The organism is Allohahella sp. A8 (assembly GCF_047946665.1).
In the GTDB taxonomy this organism is placed as follows: domain Bacteria; phylum Pseudomonadota; class Gammaproteobacteria; order Pseudomonadales; family Oleiphilaceae; genus Allohahella.
Genome location: NZ_CP172312.1, coordinates 580,665 through 598,734 on the forward strand (window position 1 = coordinate 580,665; position 18,070 = coordinate 598,734).

Annotated in this window: 20 protein-coding genes; 13 read left to right on the top strand and 7 right to left on the bottom strand. The window is 54.8% G+C overall.

The genetic code is table 11. The annotated features are described in order from the left end of the window. Positions 1–1,327: 1,327 nt before the first annotated feature. Positions 1,328–2,371, bottom strand: a complete 1,044-nt coding sequence (locus ACH3PB_RS02655) for an IS110 family transposase (protein WP_416397941.1) — start codon at positions 2,369–2,371, stop codon at positions 1,328–1,330. A gap of 660 nt (positions 2,372–3,031) precedes the next feature. Between ACH3PB_RS02655 and ACH3PB_RS02660 the strand changes: the two genes are divergently transcribed. The 8 genes from ACH3PB_RS02660 to ACH3PB_RS02695 all read left to right on the top strand — a co-directional run bounded on the left by ACH3PB_RS02660 (position 3,032) and on the right by ACH3PB_RS02695 (position 6,315). After that, a complete protein-coding gene (locus tag ACH3PB_RS02660) occupies positions 3,032–3,310 on the top strand; it encodes a type II toxin-antitoxin system RelE/ParE family toxin (protein ID WP_416397942.1) in 279 nt (92 codons plus the stop codon). A 15-nt stretch (positions 3,311–3,325) separates the two neighbouring features. Beyond that, the gene (locus ACH3PB_RS02665) at positions 3,326–3,607 is read left to right on the top strand and encodes a HigA family addiction module antitoxin (protein WP_416399512.1); all 282 of its coding nucleotides are present in this window, start codon (positions 3,326–3,328) and stop codon (positions 3,605–3,607) included. Positions 3,608–3,733: 126 nt separating this feature from the next. Continuing rightward, positions 3,734–4,213 (top strand): hypothetical protein, encoded by a 480-nt coding sequence (locus ACH3PB_RS02670; protein WP_416397943.1) that lies wholly within the window; start codon positions 3,734–3,736, stop codon positions 4,211–4,213. 138 nt (positions 4,214–4,351) lie between these two features. Next, entirely contained in the window at positions 4,352–4,474 is a 123-nt protein-coding gene (locus ACH3PB_RS02675; RefSeq protein ID WP_416397944.1) for a helix-turn-helix domain-containing protein, read from the top strand. A gap of 174 nt (positions 4,475–4,648) precedes the next feature. After that, positions 4,649–4,900, top strand: a complete 252-nt coding sequence (locus tag ACH3PB_RS02680; protein WP_416397945.1) for a toxin HicA — start codon at positions 4,649–4,651, stop codon at positions 4,898–4,900. After that, a complete protein-coding gene (locus tag ACH3PB_RS02685) occupies positions 4,893–5,219 on the top strand; it encodes a type II toxin-antitoxin system HicB family antitoxin (protein WP_416397946.1) in 327 nt (108 codons plus the stop codon). Before ACH3PB_RS02680 ends, ACH3PB_RS02685 begins: the two co-directional genes overlap by 8 nt. Positions 5,220–5,359: 140 nt before the next feature. Next, entirely contained in the window at positions 5,360–5,728 is a 369-nt protein-coding gene (locus ACH3PB_RS02690; protein ID WP_416397947.1) for a hypothetical protein, read from the top strand. A 254-nt stretch (positions 5,729–5,982) separates the two neighbouring features. Then, positions 5,983–6,315 (top strand): hypothetical protein, encoded by a 333-nt coding sequence (locus tag ACH3PB_RS02695; RefSeq protein WP_416397948.1) that lies wholly within the window; start codon positions 5,983–5,985, stop codon positions 6,313–6,315. A gap of 235 nt (positions 6,316–6,550) precedes the next feature. Here ACH3PB_RS02695 and ACH3PB_RS02700 read toward each other — a convergent pair whose 3' ends face one another. Both ACH3PB_RS02700 and ACH3PB_RS02705 read right to left on the bottom strand, forming a co-directional pair. Beyond that, a complete protein-coding gene (locus tag ACH3PB_RS02700) occupies positions 6,551–7,219 on the bottom strand; it encodes a cupin domain-containing protein (protein ID WP_416397949.1) in 669 nt (222 codons plus the stop codon). Beyond that, the gene (locus ACH3PB_RS02705) at positions 7,216–8,085 is read right to left on the bottom strand and encodes an MBL fold metallo-hydrolase (RefSeq protein WP_416397950.1); all 870 of its coding nucleotides are present in this window, start codon (positions 8,083–8,085) and stop codon (positions 7,216–7,218) included. Before ACH3PB_RS02705 ends, ACH3PB_RS02700 begins: the two co-directional genes overlap by 4 nt. A gap of 53 nt (positions 8,086–8,138) precedes the next feature. Here ACH3PB_RS02705 and ACH3PB_RS02710 point away from each other — a divergent pair, with 53 nt between their 5' ends. Beyond that, on the top strand, positions 8,139–8,513 hold the full coding sequence (locus tag ACH3PB_RS02710; RefSeq protein WP_416397951.1) for a MerR family transcriptional regulator: 375 nt from the start codon (positions 8,139–8,141) through the stop codon (positions 8,511–8,513). Between the two features lie 20 nt (positions 8,514–8,533). Here the strand turns inward: ACH3PB_RS02710 and pbpG are convergent, their stop codons facing one another. Beyond that, on the bottom strand, positions 8,534–9,418 hold the full coding sequence (pbpG, locus tag ACH3PB_RS02715) for a D-alanyl-D-alanine endopeptidase (protein ID WP_416397952.1): 885 nt from the start codon (positions 9,416–9,418) through the stop codon (positions 8,534–8,536). Between the two features lie 251 nt (positions 9,419–9,669). On the opposite strand from pbpG, the gene ACH3PB_RS02720 reads away from it, so the two are divergent. Further along, positions 9,670–12,705: a transglycosylase domain-containing protein gene (locus tag ACH3PB_RS02720; protein WP_416397953.1), complete on the top strand. Its 3,036-nt coding sequence runs from the start codon at positions 9,670–9,672 to the stop codon at positions 12,703–12,705. A gap of 38 nt (positions 12,706–12,743) precedes the next feature. Here the strand turns inward: ACH3PB_RS02720 and ACH3PB_RS02725 are convergent, their stop codons facing one another. Together ACH3PB_RS02725 and ACH3PB_RS02730 are read right to left on the bottom strand one after the other, a co-directional pair. After that, positions 12,744–14,405 (bottom strand): pyridoxamine 5'-phosphate oxidase family protein, encoded by a 1,662-nt coding sequence (locus ACH3PB_RS02725; RefSeq protein ID WP_416397954.1) that lies wholly within the window; start codon positions 14,403–14,405, stop codon positions 12,744–12,746. A gap of 3 nt (positions 14,406–14,408) precedes the next feature. Beyond that, the gene (locus tag ACH3PB_RS02730) at positions 14,409–14,816 is read right to left on the bottom strand and encodes a VOC family protein (protein ID WP_416397955.1); all 408 of its coding nucleotides are present in this window, start codon (positions 14,814–14,816) and stop codon (positions 14,409–14,411) included. Positions 14,817–14,928: 112 nt separating this feature from the next. Here ACH3PB_RS02730 and ACH3PB_RS02735 point away from each other — a divergent pair, with 112 nt between their 5' ends. Together ACH3PB_RS02735 and ACH3PB_RS02740 are read left to right on the top strand one after the other, a co-directional pair. Beyond that, positions 14,929–15,825 carry a LysR family transcriptional regulator gene (locus ACH3PB_RS02735; RefSeq protein ID WP_416397956.1) on the top strand — a complete coding sequence of 299 codons (897 nt, stop codon included), beginning with the start codon at positions 14,929–14,931 and terminating at the stop codon, positions 15,823–15,825. Between the two features lie 7 nt (positions 15,826–15,832). Continuing rightward, positions 15,833–16,315, top strand: coding sequence for a GNAT family N-acetyltransferase (locus tag ACH3PB_RS02740; protein ID WP_416397957.1), 483 nt, complete (start codon positions 15,833–15,835; stop codon positions 16,313–16,315). A 74-nt stretch (positions 16,316–16,389) separates the two neighbouring features. Here ACH3PB_RS02740 and ACH3PB_RS02745 read toward each other — a convergent pair whose 3' ends face one another. Then, positions 16,390–17,001, bottom strand: a complete 612-nt coding sequence (locus ACH3PB_RS02745; protein WP_416397958.1) for a LysE/ArgO family amino acid transporter — start codon at positions 16,999–17,001, stop codon at positions 16,390–16,392. 98 nt (positions 17,002–17,099) lie between these two features. Between ACH3PB_RS02745 and ACH3PB_RS02750 the strand changes: the two genes are divergently transcribed. Next, complete coding sequence (locus ACH3PB_RS02750; RefSeq protein ID WP_416397959.1) at positions 17,100–18,038, top strand: LysR family transcriptional regulator ArgP; 939 nt, start codon at positions 17,100–17,102, stop codon at positions 18,036–18,038. The last annotated feature ends 32 nt before the right edge of the window (positions 18,039–18,070 follow it).

The window sequence follows — 18,070 nt, forward strand, 5'->3', positions numbered from 1 at the left end:
TTCACTATCGTGCAAGATGACGAGGGGTTCTATCTATGCCCCGTTTGCGGACGCGCAGAATTCTACGAGCCGCCTTACGACCCGCAAGGGTCGCCCTCATTTCAGATGTGCTCATGCCGCTTTCAATTTGGCTTTGATGACTCACCGCTAGCTTCCAGAGACGCGGTAGAAGGTATCGTGCCAAACTGGGATAGATGGCGTCTGAAGGTAATTGAGCAGGACAGGCGCTCAGAAGCTAGCCTGGAAAGACTCCAAGCTAGTTTAAAAGCCATTGGCTTCGAACTAGCTTTCGATCTTATCCCCGTGAGGCGCGATGAAACCACATAACCAGGCACTGCAGTCGGACCTGATTCCGTTCCAGAAACGTGTGGTCGCTACGCTTTTACCACACGTTTCCTCCACTCCATCAGGCCGCTGAGTGCGGCGTTATGAGTCAATACGGGTGCTGACTTGAAATCGCTGATAATATTTTCGACGCTACTGTGCCTTGCTGGTTGTCAATTCACTACCACTAGCTATCTTCGAAATCAGTCTTCTGATCCTCTTTCAGTGTCAGTTCAAGTAGAACATGTGGAGCCGGGGTATCCTCCAATGGAGCTAAAGAGAATTGTGGTAGCACCTAATGCTACTTGTAGGATCACCTCATCTTACGGGCCAGACTCGTTTCTTTTTATTACAAGGCCAATTTCTGGGGAATCGATCAACGTCAACATGTTGGATAATGACTACACCTACGCGATATCGGTCCGCAACGACGAGCAAGTTCTCCACATCACTGAAGCTGATGAAGAGACAAAAAGTGAATCAGAGGAGTCGATGGAAAAAAATTGCGTGGAGACCCCTCTACACGGCCTACGAACTCATAACACATATGAGCCTTCTCTGGGTCAACAGGCAATAGTGGTTTTTTGGCCGCGCCAGCGGCCATCCTGAGTCCATGAGCGAGATCGCCTGCTTCGTCAGTCTCGCGGGGCTGTCAGGCACTCACAGCAAACACATATAGGGTCTCTCTTACGTGGCTTTGGGCCACAGCCTGACCAGTCGTTCCATCGGTGGGTCAGGGGCACCAGACATTCATCGGTTAACCGGTCACTGGCACTATTCAAGGGTCTGGTTGCATAGCTCCAGTTAGTTTCAGGCTCAGGACCGGTGTAAGCGCACTGGCTCATGGCATTAAGGCACGCCCACGGGGTGGCTAATCAAGCGACTGGCTTCAACGGCGGTGATAGAAGGCCGGTTCGGCATCAAGTGCCAGTCAGTGGACTGCCGGCTTTCAGGTATCATCCTGGATGATCCAGTTAGACGTCACACTCACCCCGTGGCGTGACTAACCCTTCAGGAATCGTTGTTCATCGAATACCCTCTGATGCTTGAGCATGAAGTAGGCGGCGCGGCCCAGCTTGTGGGCTAGTGCAGACAGCGCCTTGGGTTTGTTCATGCGTTTCTGCAGTTTCTGTAAATAGCGCTGGGCTTTGTCATTGCCCCGCAGGTAAAGCACGGCGGCCTCAGAGAAAGCCCACTTCAGATGGGCGTTGCCGATCTTGTTGCCCTGGGTGCCATAGACCTTGCCTGCCGACTCGGCCTTGCACTTGATCAGTCGGGCGTACGAAGCAAAATTCTGTACCGTTTCGAAACGCCGGATATCGCCGATTTCGTAGAGTATGGTCAGCGCCAGGATACGGCCGACACCGGGAATGGTGCGCAGTACACTCAGTGAGGCCGGATCATGTTGTTTGGCCTGCTGTTCTAGATGATCCTCCAGCTTGTCCAGCTCACGGTGATAACACTCAATGATGGCCAGGTCGAAGTTGATGTTCTGCAGCACATCCTGGTTGGCAAACGCCAGGCGAACCTGCTCGCGAGCACCAATGTTCTTCAGGTTCACCTTGTTCGGTGGCAGGTTGTACTGGCTGGTGGTGTTCACCACATGGGCCTTGAGCATAGCCCCGTGCTGGACGATGCGAGTCCGACGACGCAGCAGATCCCGAGTCGCCCGCATCTCTTTTGGATACACGTATGCCAGCGGAAAATTGCCGCCCTTCATGAGCATGGCGATCTTGAAGGAGTCGATGCGGTCGTTCTTGGTTTTCCCACCGTGGATAGCCTTCATGTAGAGCGCGTGGCCCAGGATGAAGTGGATGCCATGCGCTTCACACAGGTCAGCGATCCAGTACCAGCAGTGCATGCACTCGACACCTACAACCAGGTCATCACGAAAGGGGTCGAGTAGGGCGAGTAATGGTTCCGGCTGGGCTTTGATTTCCTTATGGAGCAACACCTCGCCGAACTGGTCGATAATGCAGACATACAGACTGCGGGCGTGCAAATCGATTCCACAATAATGGCGGTGGGTGCTATGGTAAAAGTTCATGAGTCTTCTCCCATGTAGTGCTTGGTCGCCTTCCAGCTTAGCGGGTAACCGCTGGGCTGGGGAGAAGGCTCAATCAGTATCAAGGGGTTGCATCGGACCTGATTCCATTCCAGAAAATCGTGGTCGCTTCGCTTATACCACAATTTTCTTCCATTCCATCAGGCCGCTGAACCCGGCGTTAAGTGCATAGATGAACTCATACATTGAAGTTTTGAACTACCTCTACTCTCTCGATCCTAACTTTGAAAAAGTGTGGAGGCGTGAAGAGAACTACAACCGAGGAGAGAAGGTTGTTCCACTATCTGTGGTGTTCTGGCTGAGTTTTCCCAGTATCTTATAGATCACGATGATGTTCTGGCGCTCCCGTTTCTGAGCCAATTGTTTGAGTTTGTAGAAGCTAACGCGGAAGCAGACACTGATTTGGGCGGCTCTATTAGAGTATGTTTTTTGGAGAACTTAGGGCACACGACGGCAGGGAAGCAACTAGAACAATATATGAGAAAGCACTCTTTCTTTTACTATGACGGAGGCTCTTTCCCATGGAACACTTAACAATTGCGTCAACGGGACCGCTTTGTTCCGCTGCCGCTCCACAAAACGGCCCGTTACGCCAGCGTTATGTGAATTGACACCTGTAACCACCCGGGTTACGATGCTGGCATGATACGTAGCTTCAAGCACAAGGGACTGGCCAAGTTTTTCAAGACCGGCAACACTGCGGGTATACAGGCAGATCATGTCAAAAGGCTGAGGCTTGTCCTCGCGACACTAAATGCCGCCAGTGCTGTTAAGGACATGGATTTGCCAGGGCTCCGTCTTCATCAGCTCGTGGGCAATCGATCAGGCGTCTGGTCTGTCACTGTAAGCGGTAACTGGCGGGTTACCTTTCGGTTCGAAGACGGCGATGCTGAAATCGTGAATTACGAGGACTACCATTGAGGCCTACCTATGATGATGCATAACCCTCCCCATCCAGGTGAAATTATTCGAGAGCTCTGCTTAGAGCCTCTTGAGCTATCTGTCACAGCAGCAGCAGAGGCGCTTGGCGTTAGCAGGAAAACCCTCAGTGCTTTGCTTAACGGTAAAGCTGGTATCAGCCCGGAGATGGCGGTGCGGCTTTCCATTGCATTTGGCACATCTGCTGAGACTTGGTTAAACCAGCAAACACAGTATGAGTTGTGGCACGCTGAGCAGCATCGGCACGAGTTGTCTGTGAAGAGGCTGGTAGCAGCGTAGTCGCATCACGTAACCAGTTGCTGCAACCGACATACGCGCTTCCACGGACTTTGCGCATGTCGCTTCGCGCCATTGTCGCGCAAAACCCGCTCCAGCGCGCATGCGGCTGAGTAAGGCGTTAGGGCTATGACTTTGCATAGGAAAGTGCTCACTTTGATCGCAGGGGTATTCTTTCTTACAAGCCTTGTATCACCGGCTGTAAGCTACTCCCATCAGTACCAGCAGAGTTTCAAGGTTTTTTTGCCGGGCTGGGATTTGTTCGTGCAAGGGCTCTTGCTGTCAATAATGGGCATCATCACTTTGGATTTTGGGGCAATCTGGCGCTGCCTGCCATGGTTCGGTAACCTGCTATTTGTTGTCGCTACAGTTCACTTCATGCGCGGGCTGGACAGGAGGGCAACGGTTTTTTCCTTTTTGGCTGCTGTTTGCATGCTTTTCTATGCGATAGAACCTTCAGCTTTCCCAACCGAGAGGGTAGGGGGAGGCTTGGCTGAGGAGGCCGTTCAAGTGCAAAGGGGCTATTTTTTCTGGCTTTCGGCACCAGCAGTAGTCTTTGTAGCCAGTGTTACGCTGCTAATTAGCAAAGCCGGGGATAGGCGGCCCTAACAAGCTGCAAGGCCTCAGTGAAATCAAAGAGTACAAGAAGGGCAATCTTGGTCTCGTACTCGTGAGCTCGCTGAACCATCTCCACCACAGGTAATCCGCACAAAGCTCAGGCTTACCCAGTCTGCGTTTGCCGGACTTATGGGGGTCAGCATTCGCACGCTACAAGACTGGGAGCAGGGGCGCCGCGAGCCTCAAGGCCCTGCTGTGGCTCTACTTCGGATAGCTGAGCAGCATCCAGAAGTATTTGGCCAGCTTTACTGATGTCGAAGCTCGATGTAACAAACGCTAGCAGCGGACAAAGCCTTGCCGTCACCTTTTGTGCCAGTGGGCAAAAAAGCCGCCATCAAGACTTCGCGCGCTGAAGCGGGCGTTACATGCAAAGAATCCACCGTCTAGCGGCTTGACTGTAGTATCAATAGTGATACTATTATGTTTATGGCTAAACTCGACGACATCCTCAAATCGATGCGAGACAACCCGAAAGGGGTTCGCTTCTCTGACTTGTGCAAAGTATGCGATCTGTATTTCGGCGAGCCGCGTCAATCTGGGTCTAGCCACCGGGTCTACAAGACGCCATGGCTTGGAGACCCTCGCGTTAACATTCAGAATGCGAAAGGCAAAGCCAAGGCATATCAAGTGAAGCAGGTGCTGCAGGCAATAGAGCGGCTGGAGGTGAAAAATGGATAGGGCAATTGATCGATATACGTATCGAGTTACCTGGTCTGAAGATGATCAAGAGCATGTAGGGCTGTGCGTTGAATTTCCGAGCTTGAGTTGGTTAGAAAAGACACCCGAAAAGGCGCTCAAAGGTATCCGGGCTTTGGTTAGAGACTGCATCAAAGATCTACAGGAGGAAAATCAGCCTGTCCCTGATCCCATAGCTACCAAGGTGTTCAGCGGTAAATTTATGGTGCGCGTTCCACCCGATATTCACCGCTCGCTCGTGATGCAAGCTGCTGAGTCTGGTGTCAGTCTGAATCGTTTGATTTCGAGTAAGCTGCATTGACCCATGTAACAAGGCCCTGTTGACGGACCTTCACTCCGTGAGCTGGATTGCGAGTGGCTGCGCCACTTTACCGCAATCCAGCTCACTACGTTCGGCCGCAAAGGGCGGCGTTAAGTATTCACCTAGGCGAGGATCTGACCATGGATTTGGAATTTGAGCCAGGCCAAAACATTGCAATGAAAATCCCTGCGCACGAGTACGAAGATACCGTACGTTTCTACCGAGAAGTTTTGCGGTTTAAAGAAATTGCTGGAAGTGGCGCGCACGACACCTCGAAATTTGAGTTTGGCGATAAAGTGCTTTGGCTAGATCGTGTGTCGAGCTTGAGTCAGTCTGAAATATGGTTAGAAGTCGTCGCTAGTGATATCGGCAAGGCTGCTGAATACCTTAAAGAGCAAGGCTGTCATCGTCGGGAAGAGATTGAGCCGCTTCCAGATGGGCTTAAGGCATTCTGGATTTCTAGCCCGTCGAATATTATTCACCTAGTTTCCAGTAATTATGATACGTAACAAGCAGCTGTTGTCGGACGCAACTACGCTAGCACTCCGGTGCGCCGCAAGGCCTGGGCATCTTCCCGACAACTATCATTGCATGGATCCGGAGCTTGTGCGGCTACTAAAGATTCGGGTGTCGAAGCACATTCGGATTTGGTGAGGCGCAGCACGTATCAAGTCGCTTGAATGCTTTCCGGCCCTTTGGTCCTCCAGCAGACAGTCAAAGCTGCGCCTGTCTCCTGTTTAGCGAAACGTTATGCGGTTAGATCATGCCTAGACTCTTCAAAGGGCTCGATGAGGTCGGCGGATATCTGCTTGCGAACGTCTTACGGGCCCTTTGCGGGACCTTTTTCTATGTCTGCTTGATAACGGTAGTATTTCAGCTTGTTCTGGCTCACCACGATGAATTTCGGCAATGGTACGCTGACTTGCTGTTCTACCAAGCCGACGCAGCGGCGGATTTCAACACTTTCGCTGGAGCTGCTGCTGGTATGTTAGGCGCGTTGCTTTACCTAATCATCCCTATACGTCATTTTGCAATCCTGTTACTCCCTTGGATCTTTTTCGTGGGAGGAGGAATCATTATTGCAGTACTCGCATAACCAGCGCCTGCAGTGCCGCTATGAACGTTGCGCGCTGAGACGTGCGTCAAGCATACAAGCATCGCGGTCATTGTTCTGAGGAGACTGAAATAAACAGTACAACTAGAACTGAATACATTCATTACGGGCAACTCGTTGCCGAGGTACGAGCCGCACCGTTAACGAGGTAGAAGAGGAACCGCTAAACGCAGCTGCCTCACGTGAGAATTGAGAGCGCTCTCGCACACTAACGGTGTCAGCCAAGAAGGTGCCCTGTCTTCACATAAATAACCGCGCCCTCCTCCATGGTGAAGGGGCGATGCTGGCTCAGGTGCGGGTTGCGTAGCCACGAACCCCTGGGGTAGCTGCCATGCTCATCATGGAACACGCCGTCCAGCACCAATATCTCCTCACCACCCCAGTGGCGGTGGGCATTGAACTGAGTGTTCGGTGCCCATTTCACCAACGCCACATGCTCAGTCTCGAACTCATGCAGCGGCATGACTGTAAGGCCTGCTACAGAGCCTTGTATCCAGGGCTGAGTGGTAGTGTCGATCACCTTCTGCTGTGTGTCGGATGGGCTGAACTGGCGCAATTTCACGAATATGGTGGCGCCCTCCTTGCCGATTTTTGGTGTGTGAGATGAGCCGATCGGATTGCGGACATAAGTGCCTCTTGCGTAGGACTGATGCTCATCAGCGAAGACACCTTCGAGAACAAGAAATTCTTCACCACCTTCGTGGGTGTGCGATGAGAATTCACTATAAGGCTCGTAGCGAACGATCGAAGTCGCTCGTGCAACTTCATCGCCGATCCTGTCCAGCATCATGCGCTCTACACCCTTCATTGGTGATTCAACCCAACGGTATTCATCGGGCCTGATCACGATGCGCTGTTCGAAGTCCGCATTGATAAATGTAGTCATGGCAAGACACCTTGATTTCGGTTGGAAACGACGGACTGGCGAGCAGTCTCGCCAGAACTGCTGCCCCCGGGTGCGCGCGTGGATGCCGGAGACTGACGAAGATCAAGCGCTATAGTCTCACCATCTTCCGGGATGATGAAGCGATCAGTCAGACTATGTTCAACTAATAGCTGTGCAAGGTCCTTACGCGTGATCCGGCAATGATCCAGCGCATCCATGTGATTGGCGATAATCTTCCCCGTACTCAGCGATGCCAGTTCGATAATCTCTTCCTCGTTCAAAAGCAGCGGCGCGCCCACGTCGAATTGTGCCTTCCCAGTCGGAGCAACGATGTAGTCGGGCTGTTGTGTGCTGACAAACTCCCGTATTACATCCGTTAGAATCGTGTCGCCCATAAGATAGAGGCTTGGCTCATTCTCCAGCTGAATGAAGTAGCCAACTCCATGCTCCATGAAGGGCGTGAGCCAGCCCGTCGTGTGCCTGGCGGGGATCTGCTCGATGGTGCCGGTGAAAAAGGTACTCACTCTGTCTTTCAGCGCCTGTGCGGGAATGCCCTTTTTTTGCAGGTAGCCTGCATCATGAGTCGTGCAAAAAGTGGTAATGCTGTGCTTGCGCAGCCAGTGCACGCCAGCTCTGTCGAGATGGTCGAAGTGCCCCTTCTGACAGTGGGTGATCAGGGCGTAGTTGACCTGCTGCTTCAAGTCATGAAAGGTCTCAGGCAGTTCGACCAGCGGATTTCGCTGATTGCTCTTGAAGTAGCGGAGCTTGGGCAGGGCGGATTGTCTGGCGAGCATGGGGTCTACCAGAATATGGAAGTCTCGGGTTTCAATGATCAGGGTGGCACTTCTGATTTGGGTGATTTTCATCGGATCTCCTCAGCGATGAAACCATGGTAAAGTATGGATTAACTCCACAGTCAATGCCTGCCGTTCACGCTGCAGAAAACCCGGAGGCGCTACAGATGAAAATTGCTGAGTTTGAGAGGGTGGCTGGGGTGTCACGTGACACCCTGCGCTATTACGAGAAGATCGGACTGCTGAGCCGCCCCGAGCGATCAGCGAACGGCTATAGACGCTATGGAAAGGCGCACATCCAGGAGTTGGCCTTCATCGAACGTGGCAAGGCCATCGGCTTCACCCTTGCTGAAATCAAAAGGGGATACGAGCAGTACAAAAAACTGGGTAAGTTGTGTCCCGAGTTCAGGCAACAGTTGAATGACAAGCGAGCGATGCTGAGCCTGCGTGTTTCCGAGGATCAGAACGCGATCAGGCAAATCGACAAGATGCTGAAGTAGTCCACAGCGCAGCGTACTGATTACAAAGCGCCCTTGCTCGCCAAGATCACACTCTGGCGGCGTTGCACATATGCCAGAGCAGAGGGGTGCACTGCACCGCTGCTGCCGGTTTCAAGCCAGCGACGCACGCGATCAGCATCGCCGATGTGCGAACGTTTGCCGAACGAGTCCAATAGCACTATAGCCAAGCGGCGTTTCTGGATTTCGGCTTGTAGTAAGAGGCAACGGCCTGCGGGGTTGGTGAAGCCAGTCTTGCTCGCATCGATGCGCCAATTCGACGCCCGAACAAGGGGGTTGGTATTGTAGAAGGCACGCACATGCCTCGGAGAGCGGAAATGGAAGTCTTTCTTTGGGGTAATGCTGAGCGCTGAAATCAAAGGATTGTTTGCGGATGCCTGTATCAGCAAAGCCAGATCACGTGGCGTGGACACGTTGCCGGCGGCTAAACCGGTTGGCTCAACGAAGTGACTGTTCCGCATGCCCAGCGCCGCGGCTTTAACATTCATGGCTTTAATAAAAGCATCGTAACCACCACTGTATCGGTGCGCCAAAGTGGCGGCCGCGCGATTTTCAGATGCCATCAGCGCCAGTAGCAGCATGTCACGGCGCTGTAATTGGCTACCGATGCGCACATGGGAAAAGACGTTCTTCATTTCTGCAGTCTGCGCGACGTCAACCGTAATCCATTCATCAAGTGAGGCCTTGTCCAGATCATCCAGTACAACCAACGCAGTCATCATCTTGGTTACCGAGGCAATGGGTACAACCGCATCGGGATTACGTGAGTACAGAATCTCATTGGTGTTCAGGTCCATGATCAATGCATTCACCGAAGCTAACTGCAGCTTCGCAGGATCCGGTGTAACAGTTTGTGCGTGAACGAAAGTGGAGGCAAACAGCGACAAGACGACCAGAACGAAAAAAGTCCGCACAAAAATATCTCGAAATATAATGGAATAAGGCGCAGCAGTTGGACTACTTTTGGTGTAACCCTTTTAGTCTAGTGTGCTTTATAGAGTAGTACTAAAAAAATATGCGACGTTCTCCGCAAGATTCTCACGTGCAACCGATGACTGATGCGTCCCTTACTGAAAATGATTCGGTTCTGGCGACGCAGCCTCAACCAAAGCCAGCCAAGCGAAGGTATTGGCGCTGGTTGTTGCTGTCCGCTGCGCTGCTGTTCGTGGCGATTGCCGGGCTCGCATGGTTTGAGGCGCGTACCTCCTGGCTGCAAGCGCGGTTGCTTCCGGACTACGCCCGTTCGCTGTCGTATGACCTTGAGGAGGGGCCGAGCCAGAGCATCCGTTTTCCGGTGCAGGGTCCCTTTGACCAGCGTTTGGGTTATGCGCACTTGCCTGCGATGCTCGACCAGTTGCAAGCCAATGGCTACTACATCGATCGTCAAGTACGTTTCTCGCCGCCACTGCTTACCTTCGTAGAAGCCGGCTTTTACCCGCCGTATCGTGAAAAAAATCAAGCGGGGTTGTCGGTGCACGATGTGGATCAACAGCTTATGTTCGAGTTTGGCTATCCCCGTCGCATCTTCGAGCGCTTCGAAGACATTCCACCCTTGATGATCGACTCGCTCCTGTTTATTGAGGATCGCCGCCTGCTTTCCGGCAATCGCCAGCACATGAACCCGACGGTGAACTGGGGTCGGTTCCTCAAGGCCGCTATATTCAAAGCTGGCGAGGCTATGAATCTGAATACGCCGTCGATGGGCGGAAGCACGCTAGCTACGCAGATCGAAAAATTTCGCCATTCAGATGATGGCGTGACTGGTTCGATCATGGAGAAGCTGAGACAGATGGTGTCGGCCAGTGTGCGGGTTTATCAGCATGGAGACGACACCATGCCAGCGCGTCGGCAACTGGTTCTGGATTACCTGAACACAGTACCCCTTGCGGCGGCACCGGGCTATGGAGAGGTCAATGGCATCGGTGACGGGCTTCGCGTCTGGTTCGCGGCGGACCCCGCGGAGGTGAATCGCTTGCTCGCACTCAAAAATCCTGAGGAAGATGACCTAAGGCTGCAAGGCTTCGCGTTGCGCCAGGTGCTGGCGCTGATGATTGCCCACCGGCGGCCATCGTATTATTTATTGCAGAATAGAACCGAGCTCGGAGAGTTGGCGGACGCTCATCTGCGTCTGCTACGTGCCGGTGGCCGGATCAGTCCGGCGCTCGCCAAGGCCGGACTCGAGCAGGAACTTGTATTTCGTAACTTCCGCGAGCAGCCAGCGGTGATACAGGGGGAAACTAACAAAGGCGTCAATATGGTGCGCAACCGCTTGAGCAACCTGCTTGATGTCTCTCTGTATCAGCTCGACCGAATGGACCTGATGGTCACCACCACGCTGGATCGGAGCCTGCAAGAGCAGGTCACCGCACATCTGCGCAGTTTGCGTGATCCCGCTGTGGCTGAATCCAACGGTCTGGTTGGGGAATATTTGCTTCGTCCCGGTCAGGCGGCAAGCCTGCGTTACAGTTTCACACTGTTCGAACGTAGCGATCTGGGTAATCAGGTACGGGTGCAAACAGATAACACCGACATTCCCTTCGACATCAATGAAGGCAGCAAGCTGGAGTTGGGGTCTACGGCCAAACTGCGAGTGCTGGCCTCCTATCTGGAGATCATTGCCGAGCTTTACGAGCGCTATGCCCCGCTGCCACGCGCAGCGCAGCCGGACGATACCGACTCGCTAACCCGCTGGGTATTGGGGCAATTTCTTGCTCAACCCGAGATCACCCTGGAGCAGATGCTGGCCGCGGCCATGGATCGGCGCTATTCCGCCAGCCCGGCTGAGTCATTTTTCACTGGCGGTGGCAAACATACCTTCAGCAACTTCCGGCGCGAGGACAACGGTCGCAATCCGACTGTACGCGAAGCACTCAATGAATCCATCAACTTGCCCTTCGTGCGGATGTTGCGGGATGTGATCAGCTATCTCACTGAGCAGCAGTGGCAAGACCTGCGCGCAGTGATGAAGAATGATGATGACCCCCGTCGTCCCACGGTATTGGCGCGCTTTGCGGATCGGGAAGGGACCCAGTTCCTGTCCCGCTTCTGGGGCAAGTACCTCAACAAAGGCCCCGACGAGCGCGTAAGTGCTTTACTCTCCGGGCTGCAGCTAACGCCGGTGCGGGCCGCGGTAATTTACCGATACCTGTATCCGTCGGCGGATCTGGACAGTTTCAGCCAGTTTGTAACGGAGCAGTTGGTTCGGGCACCAGATGCCGCTACCTTGGCGCGTTTGTATGAGCGCTACGATCCCAAGCTCTTTAATTTGCAAGATCTGGGTTACCTCGCCAAGGTGCATCCGCTGGAATTATGGTTGGTGGGTTATCTGCTGCAAAACGACAAGTCCACCTTTTCTGAGGTATTGACGGCCAGCACCAATCAGCGGCAAGAGGTCTACCGCTGGCTCAGCCGTACCCGCGCCAGCAGCGCACGCGATAGCCGCGTACGCACGATGCTGGAAGTCGAAGCCTTTGCCGAACTGCACCGGCGCTGGCGCCGCATGGGCTTTCCCTTCGACCATTTGGTACCGTCCCTCGCCACGGCACTGGGCAGTTCCGGGGATCGACCCGCAGCCTTGGCGGAGTTTATGGGCATCACGATGAACGAAGGCGCGCGTATCTCGCCCCGTCGTATCAATCGGCTAGTGTTTGCGGCCGATACTCCCTATGAAACCCACTTGAGCCAACCGCTGGCAATGGCGGATCAGGTGATGCATGTAGAGGTGGCTCGCGCCATGAAAATCGCCCTCGCCGATGTGGTCAACAAAGGCACGGGCCGTCGCCTGCTGGGAGCCTTCAAGCGAACGGATGGTAGCGACCTGAACATGGGCGGAAAAACAGGGACGGGCGATAACCGCCTGGTCTCAACCGCAGGCGGCCAGCGCGTCACCGGTCGCGCACTGAGCCGCACCGCTACGCTGGTGTTCTATCTCGGAGACAATCATTTCGGCACGCTGACTGCGTTCGTTGTCGGTGATGAGGCTGGACAATTCCGATTTACTTCAGCCCTGCCTGCCCAAGTGCTGAAAGGTATGGCGCCGATCATAGAGCCGTATATCCAACGCGCAGCGGCGATCGAGGTTCCAATTCCAGAAGCTGCCTTCCCCGTTGAAATCTGGGACGAGGAGATGTACCTGGACGAGGTTCCGGAATTGGTCGAACCTGCAATGGAATGAACGACCTGCTTTTCGAGCGATGGCTCTGAGCCGTCGCATCAAAACGTCTCGGTATGGATACGATCCGGCAAGACACCGCGCTCGCTGAGGTCGGCGACGATGCCCGCTAAAAAGTCGCCCGGGCCACACAGGTAAAAGTCGGCATCAAGTGCCGGGATAACGTCCTTGAGCAAGTCAATATCAACCCGTCCTTGGTGATCGTAATCTTCCCCTTGAACATCGCTGTCGCACGGTTGACTGTAGACGGCGCAGAACCGGACATTATTGTTGCGCACCGCTAGTGCGCGAACTTCACTGGCAAAAGGGTGATGATGGCCGTTACGGGCGCCGTGGACGAAATACACCAATCGGCGGGCTGGCTCGCGAACGAGGGCCCGCAGCATGCTGATCATGGGTGTTACGCCGATTCCCGCGCTGATCAATGCGACCGGACGATCGCCCTGGGTGAGCACGAAGTTACCCTCGGGTTTCAGTGCATTGACGACGTCGCCCACAGCGATTTCGTCGTGCAGGAATCGAGAAACGCTGCCCTGTGGTTCGCGCTTCACACTGATTCGGTATCCCGCGTCACCTGGTGTATTGGACAACGAATAGGTCCGCTTGACGGGCTGTGTAGCATTCTCGATCTGCAACTCGATAGGCAAGTATTGACCGGGTTTAAAGGCCGGGAGCGCTGCATCGTCCAAGCCTTCAAATTCAAATGATGTTACGTCATCGCTCTCCTTTGTCTTCCTGACCAGCCGGAGGGGCAGATGAGGCTCGGGCTCGCCCCATCGCAACGGCAGCCCGCCGTCGAGCTGCACAATCTGCTGGATGTCGATCAATATCAGCCGCTGCGCGCCGTGATGCCTCGCCACTTCGGCGGAATCCCAGTCAATGGTCGCCTGGCCACTGAGCTGCAGCAGGCTGCCTGATTCGAAGTCTACAAATAACAATGCCACCCGGGGGTCCGCAACAAGGTTGCCGATGGTGTTGAAGTAGTTGTTGCCTGAATAGTCCGGCAGGATCAGCCGGGAGTCGTCTTTTACTGTAACGAAGCCTGCTGCGCCACCGCGGTGGGACGCATCCATCCCGTATGCCGGATGTTGGCCCACGCCCCGGTAGCCGCTGGCGATGAACAGGGTAGTAGCCGACCCGATCCATCTCCGCATCCTCTCGGTGAGGCGCTTGTATCTGCTTGCAGACCTGTCCATAGGCCTGACTTCAATTTCACGGCAGCTCCGCGCAGTGATGTACTGCGGGCAGTTACCGAACGATTGGCCAACCCTTAGTTCGAGATTGTTTCCAGCCGCTGCGCTAATCGTGCCGTTCACACGATTTCGTCGCCTCGACTCAAGCTCGATGCCGAGCAGGCCGAGTTCTGCGCCCGCAGTCAGTGAGCCTTGTAACGCATCTCCCGGCAGTACATCGGCAGCAATCTGCAGACTCACAGGGTCCGAAGAGCTTATGAAACCGGGTTTACCAGCAAGCAGGGTCACCCATGGTCGACCGGTCGCATCTCGTGCAGCGGCAACAACAAAGGGCAACTGCCGGAAAAACGCCCGATGCTGTTCTAGTAGAAAAGGCCGGACCACCTGACGCGCCCAAGGCTCGATGACGTCACGAACACCAAGTCGCGCCTGCACTGCCTGCTCGCCAATATGGAAAGGTGATATGCCAACGAGCTTCGAGCGGGGTGCGGGAGTCAGTTCAGTCATCATCGGTTAGCCTGCGATCAATTCGAGTCGGATGTTGCCCGGTATTCGGCACATCATGTGGCGCATTTCTGAGCTACCCAGGCCCTCAGGCTCGAATTCGATCTTCACATCGTCCCGCTTTTGGAACTCCGCATACAGCTGCTCAAGATCCGAACGGTCCCGCACACGCAGCGCAAAGTGATGCAATCCAATATTGGCGCGCCGGTCGAAGGGCGTGGCACTGGCCGGGTCTTCCGCTTGCCACAGCGTGATCATGGTCGCGCCGTCGCTCAAGAAAACCGCCGGATACTCTGCGACCTCTCCGACTTGCTGAAAACCGAGCGCCTTCACAAAGAAGGTGCCAGCAGGCGCGAGGTCCGGCACTGTGAGGCCGACGTGGTGCACGCCCTGTGTTCTGGCTTGTGGTTCATTCATCGTCTTCTCCCTGATCGAATTGTTCGCTGAAGGTTCAACTGTAAGGAGAACAGGGTGGCTGATAAATGCAGCAAATCTGATATCTTTACTTCATTTAGTGGAGTAATCGATAGTGGATAAACTAAGCGCTATGCGGGTGTTCATAGAGATTGTGGATCGCGGAAGCCTGACCGCTGCGGCAGAATCGCTGGACCGCTCCCAACCCGCCGTAGTGCGGACGCTTGCCGCGCTCGAGACGCACCTCGGAGCCCGGCTGCTTCGACGTACGACACGCCGTATGTCCCTGACGCCGGAAGGCCGCGACTACCTTGAACGCTGCCGTCGCATTCTTGCCGACGTGAATGATGCCGAACTCGCGCTCGGGCAGGCAGAGGGCGAGCCGTACGGCGGGCTCCGTATCACGGCGCCTGTGCAGTTCGGACAATTACACCTGGTGCCGGCACTCTCCGACTTTCTCACGCGCTACCAACAGGTGCGCGTCGACCTGCTGCTGCTCGACCGTATCGTCGACCTTGTTGAAGAAGGCATCGATCTGGCGTTGCGCATTGGCCCGCTGGCCGACTCTACGATGATCGCGGTCCGTATCGGCGAAGTTCGTCGAATAGTGTGTGCCAGCCCGGACTTGCTTGACCGCACAGGTGTTCCTGACCATCCACGAGCACTAACTGGGCTGCCATGTATACAGTTGCGAAACGCACCCACTAGCGTCTGGCCGTTCTGGGATCGCGGGCGTGATATCACCATCAGGGTGGGGGGACGATTCAGCTGTAACCATATTGCGGCAGGCGTTACCGCTTGCACTGAAGGGCTTGGTTTCGGACAATTCCTCTCCTATCAGGTCCAGCAACTCATCAGGGAGAAGAGGCTGCGAAGAGTGCTCGAAGCATTCGAGCCGGAGCCCTTGCCGGTACACCTGGTTTATCCAGGCGGCCGTCTGATGTCGACGAGATTACAAGCGCTTGTCAACGCCCTGAAAGATTCGCTCCAACTGAATGATGGGATAGGGTGAGACACGGATGGATATGACGATTATTTCTTCGAATAAGACTGATATTTCAGTACACCAAGCTGACCTGACTGATCTCGATACTGCGGCCAGACTCTTCGATGGATACCGCCAATTCTATGGTCAGCCCAGCGATTTAGATGCGGCCGCGACCTTTTTGTCAGAACGCCTCAGACATCATGAGTCTGTTATTTTCCTGGCCCGGGTCAGTGGGCAAGCCATCGGCTTCGCACAGTTGTATCCTGCCTTTTCGTCTGTCTCCATGGCACGTACTTTTATTCTCAACGACTTGTACGTCTGTCCCGAAGCTCGTGGTCAGGGCGCGGCGAAGAGATTATTGCAAACAGTGGAGGCGTTTGCTGCTAGCGTAGGCGCAATCCGTGTCACCCTTTCGACCGCTACTAGCAACGAGCAAGCGCAAGCCTTATACGAGTCTGCTGGGTGGAAGCGGGATGAACAGTTCCACGTCTACCACCGAGCCATCCATGGTTGATCATGCGGCAATCACGATGAAATTTGCCGTTAAAATTGATACCGCAGCAGACGCTGCCGGACCGCGAGGCGGGATCAGCTTAGCGGTACCAACGACACGGCCACTACAAAGAGCAAGCCGGCCATGCCGCTATCGAACAGGCGCCAGTGAAGAGGTGATCGCAGCCAGATGCGAAGCTTTGGCGCCAGCTGGGTAAGGGCAGTGAACCAGCAGAAGGATGCCAAGCACGCGCCTGCCGCGAACCACAGCGGAGCTGCTTGTTGCGCACCGACGCTGCCGATGAGTACAACAGTATCAAGATAGACATGTGGATTGAGAAGGGTGATCGCCAGGGCGGTGGCGCCTGTCTTCCACATGCTGTCTTTTGCGCTCGTCGCATTTGCATCGGAGGCTTGCAGTGCCGATGAGCCCTTGTACGCTCGCAGTGCGGCCTTTGCTGCCAGCCAAAGTAGCAGGCCGACGCCGAGCCATGTGAGCACAGGTATCAGCGGTGGTAGCCGTGCCTGAATCTGGGCGATGCCAAAAACGCCGAGGAAGATGAGTCCGGCGTCACAGACGATGCACACGGTTGCGATAACGCCGCGATGGTTCCCTCGCATGCTCTGACTCAGTACCCACGCATTTTGTGCGCCAATCGCCACGATAAGGCCGAGTCCGACGACGAAGCCGGTCGACAACGATCCCATAACACTAATCTCCAATCGCCCTGTAAAAGTAGGCATAGCATGTCGCAGCAGATAGCATTAGGCTAACGACTAATTCTACTGATGCATTAGCCAGGCTTATGATCGATTATCGACTGCTTCAGGCGCTCAGCGCAGTGCTCGATCAAGGTGGATTCGAGCGGGCGGCACAATACCTGTTCCTCACGCAATCGGCGGTCAGCCAGCGTATCAGACAGCTGGAGGCTCAACTCGGGCAGCCGGTTCTGGTAAGGAGCACCCCGCCGCGCGCCACGGTCGTGGGCTTGCGGCTATATAACCATATGCAGCAAGTGCAGCAGCTCGAAGCGGAGCTAGGTTTGAGTGGTGCTTCGGAGGCGATGACCATTCGTATGACTGTCAATGCAGATTCACTCGCCACCTGGTTGCCGTCAGCGCTGGTGCTACCTGAGCATACCTCGCTGCGGTTCAACATCTCTGTAGACGACCAGACGGTAGGTCTGCGACAGATGAAACAGGGTGAAGTGATGGCTTGTCTTTGCGCGAGTGCCGAGCGCCTCAATGGGGCCGCGGTCGTCGCTTTGGGCAAGATGCGATATCGAGCTGTCGCCACGCCTGATTTCATCGCGCGTCATGGGCTTCGTCTACGTGAGGGCGAAGTCGCGCAGGGGAAGGGGCGCACGACTCACAGTGAGCGGCTCGCCCAGGCTCCGTGTCTGGTGTTCAACCGAGACGATCCACTACAACACTGGTTCCTGGCGGAGGTCGCGAACGCTGAGCCTCGTCGTATCCATCTGTGTCCATCGTCCGAGGGCTTTGTACAGTCAGCGCTTGCGGGTCTTGGTTACGGCATGATGCCGGAGTTGCAGATTCATCAACACCTGAGCGCCGGCCGGCTTATCGACATTGAACCAGGATACGTGCTCGACACACCCCTGTACTGGCATCACTGGCAGACTGAAAGTCAGGTGATGGTCGCGCTACGGCAGTCGATCGTGCAGGAAGCTGACCGGCACCTGTACCCCCTTCTGGATCCGACTGCTGGCGGGATACGCTCATGATAATAACCCTGCTATCGAATGAGAGGACTTGA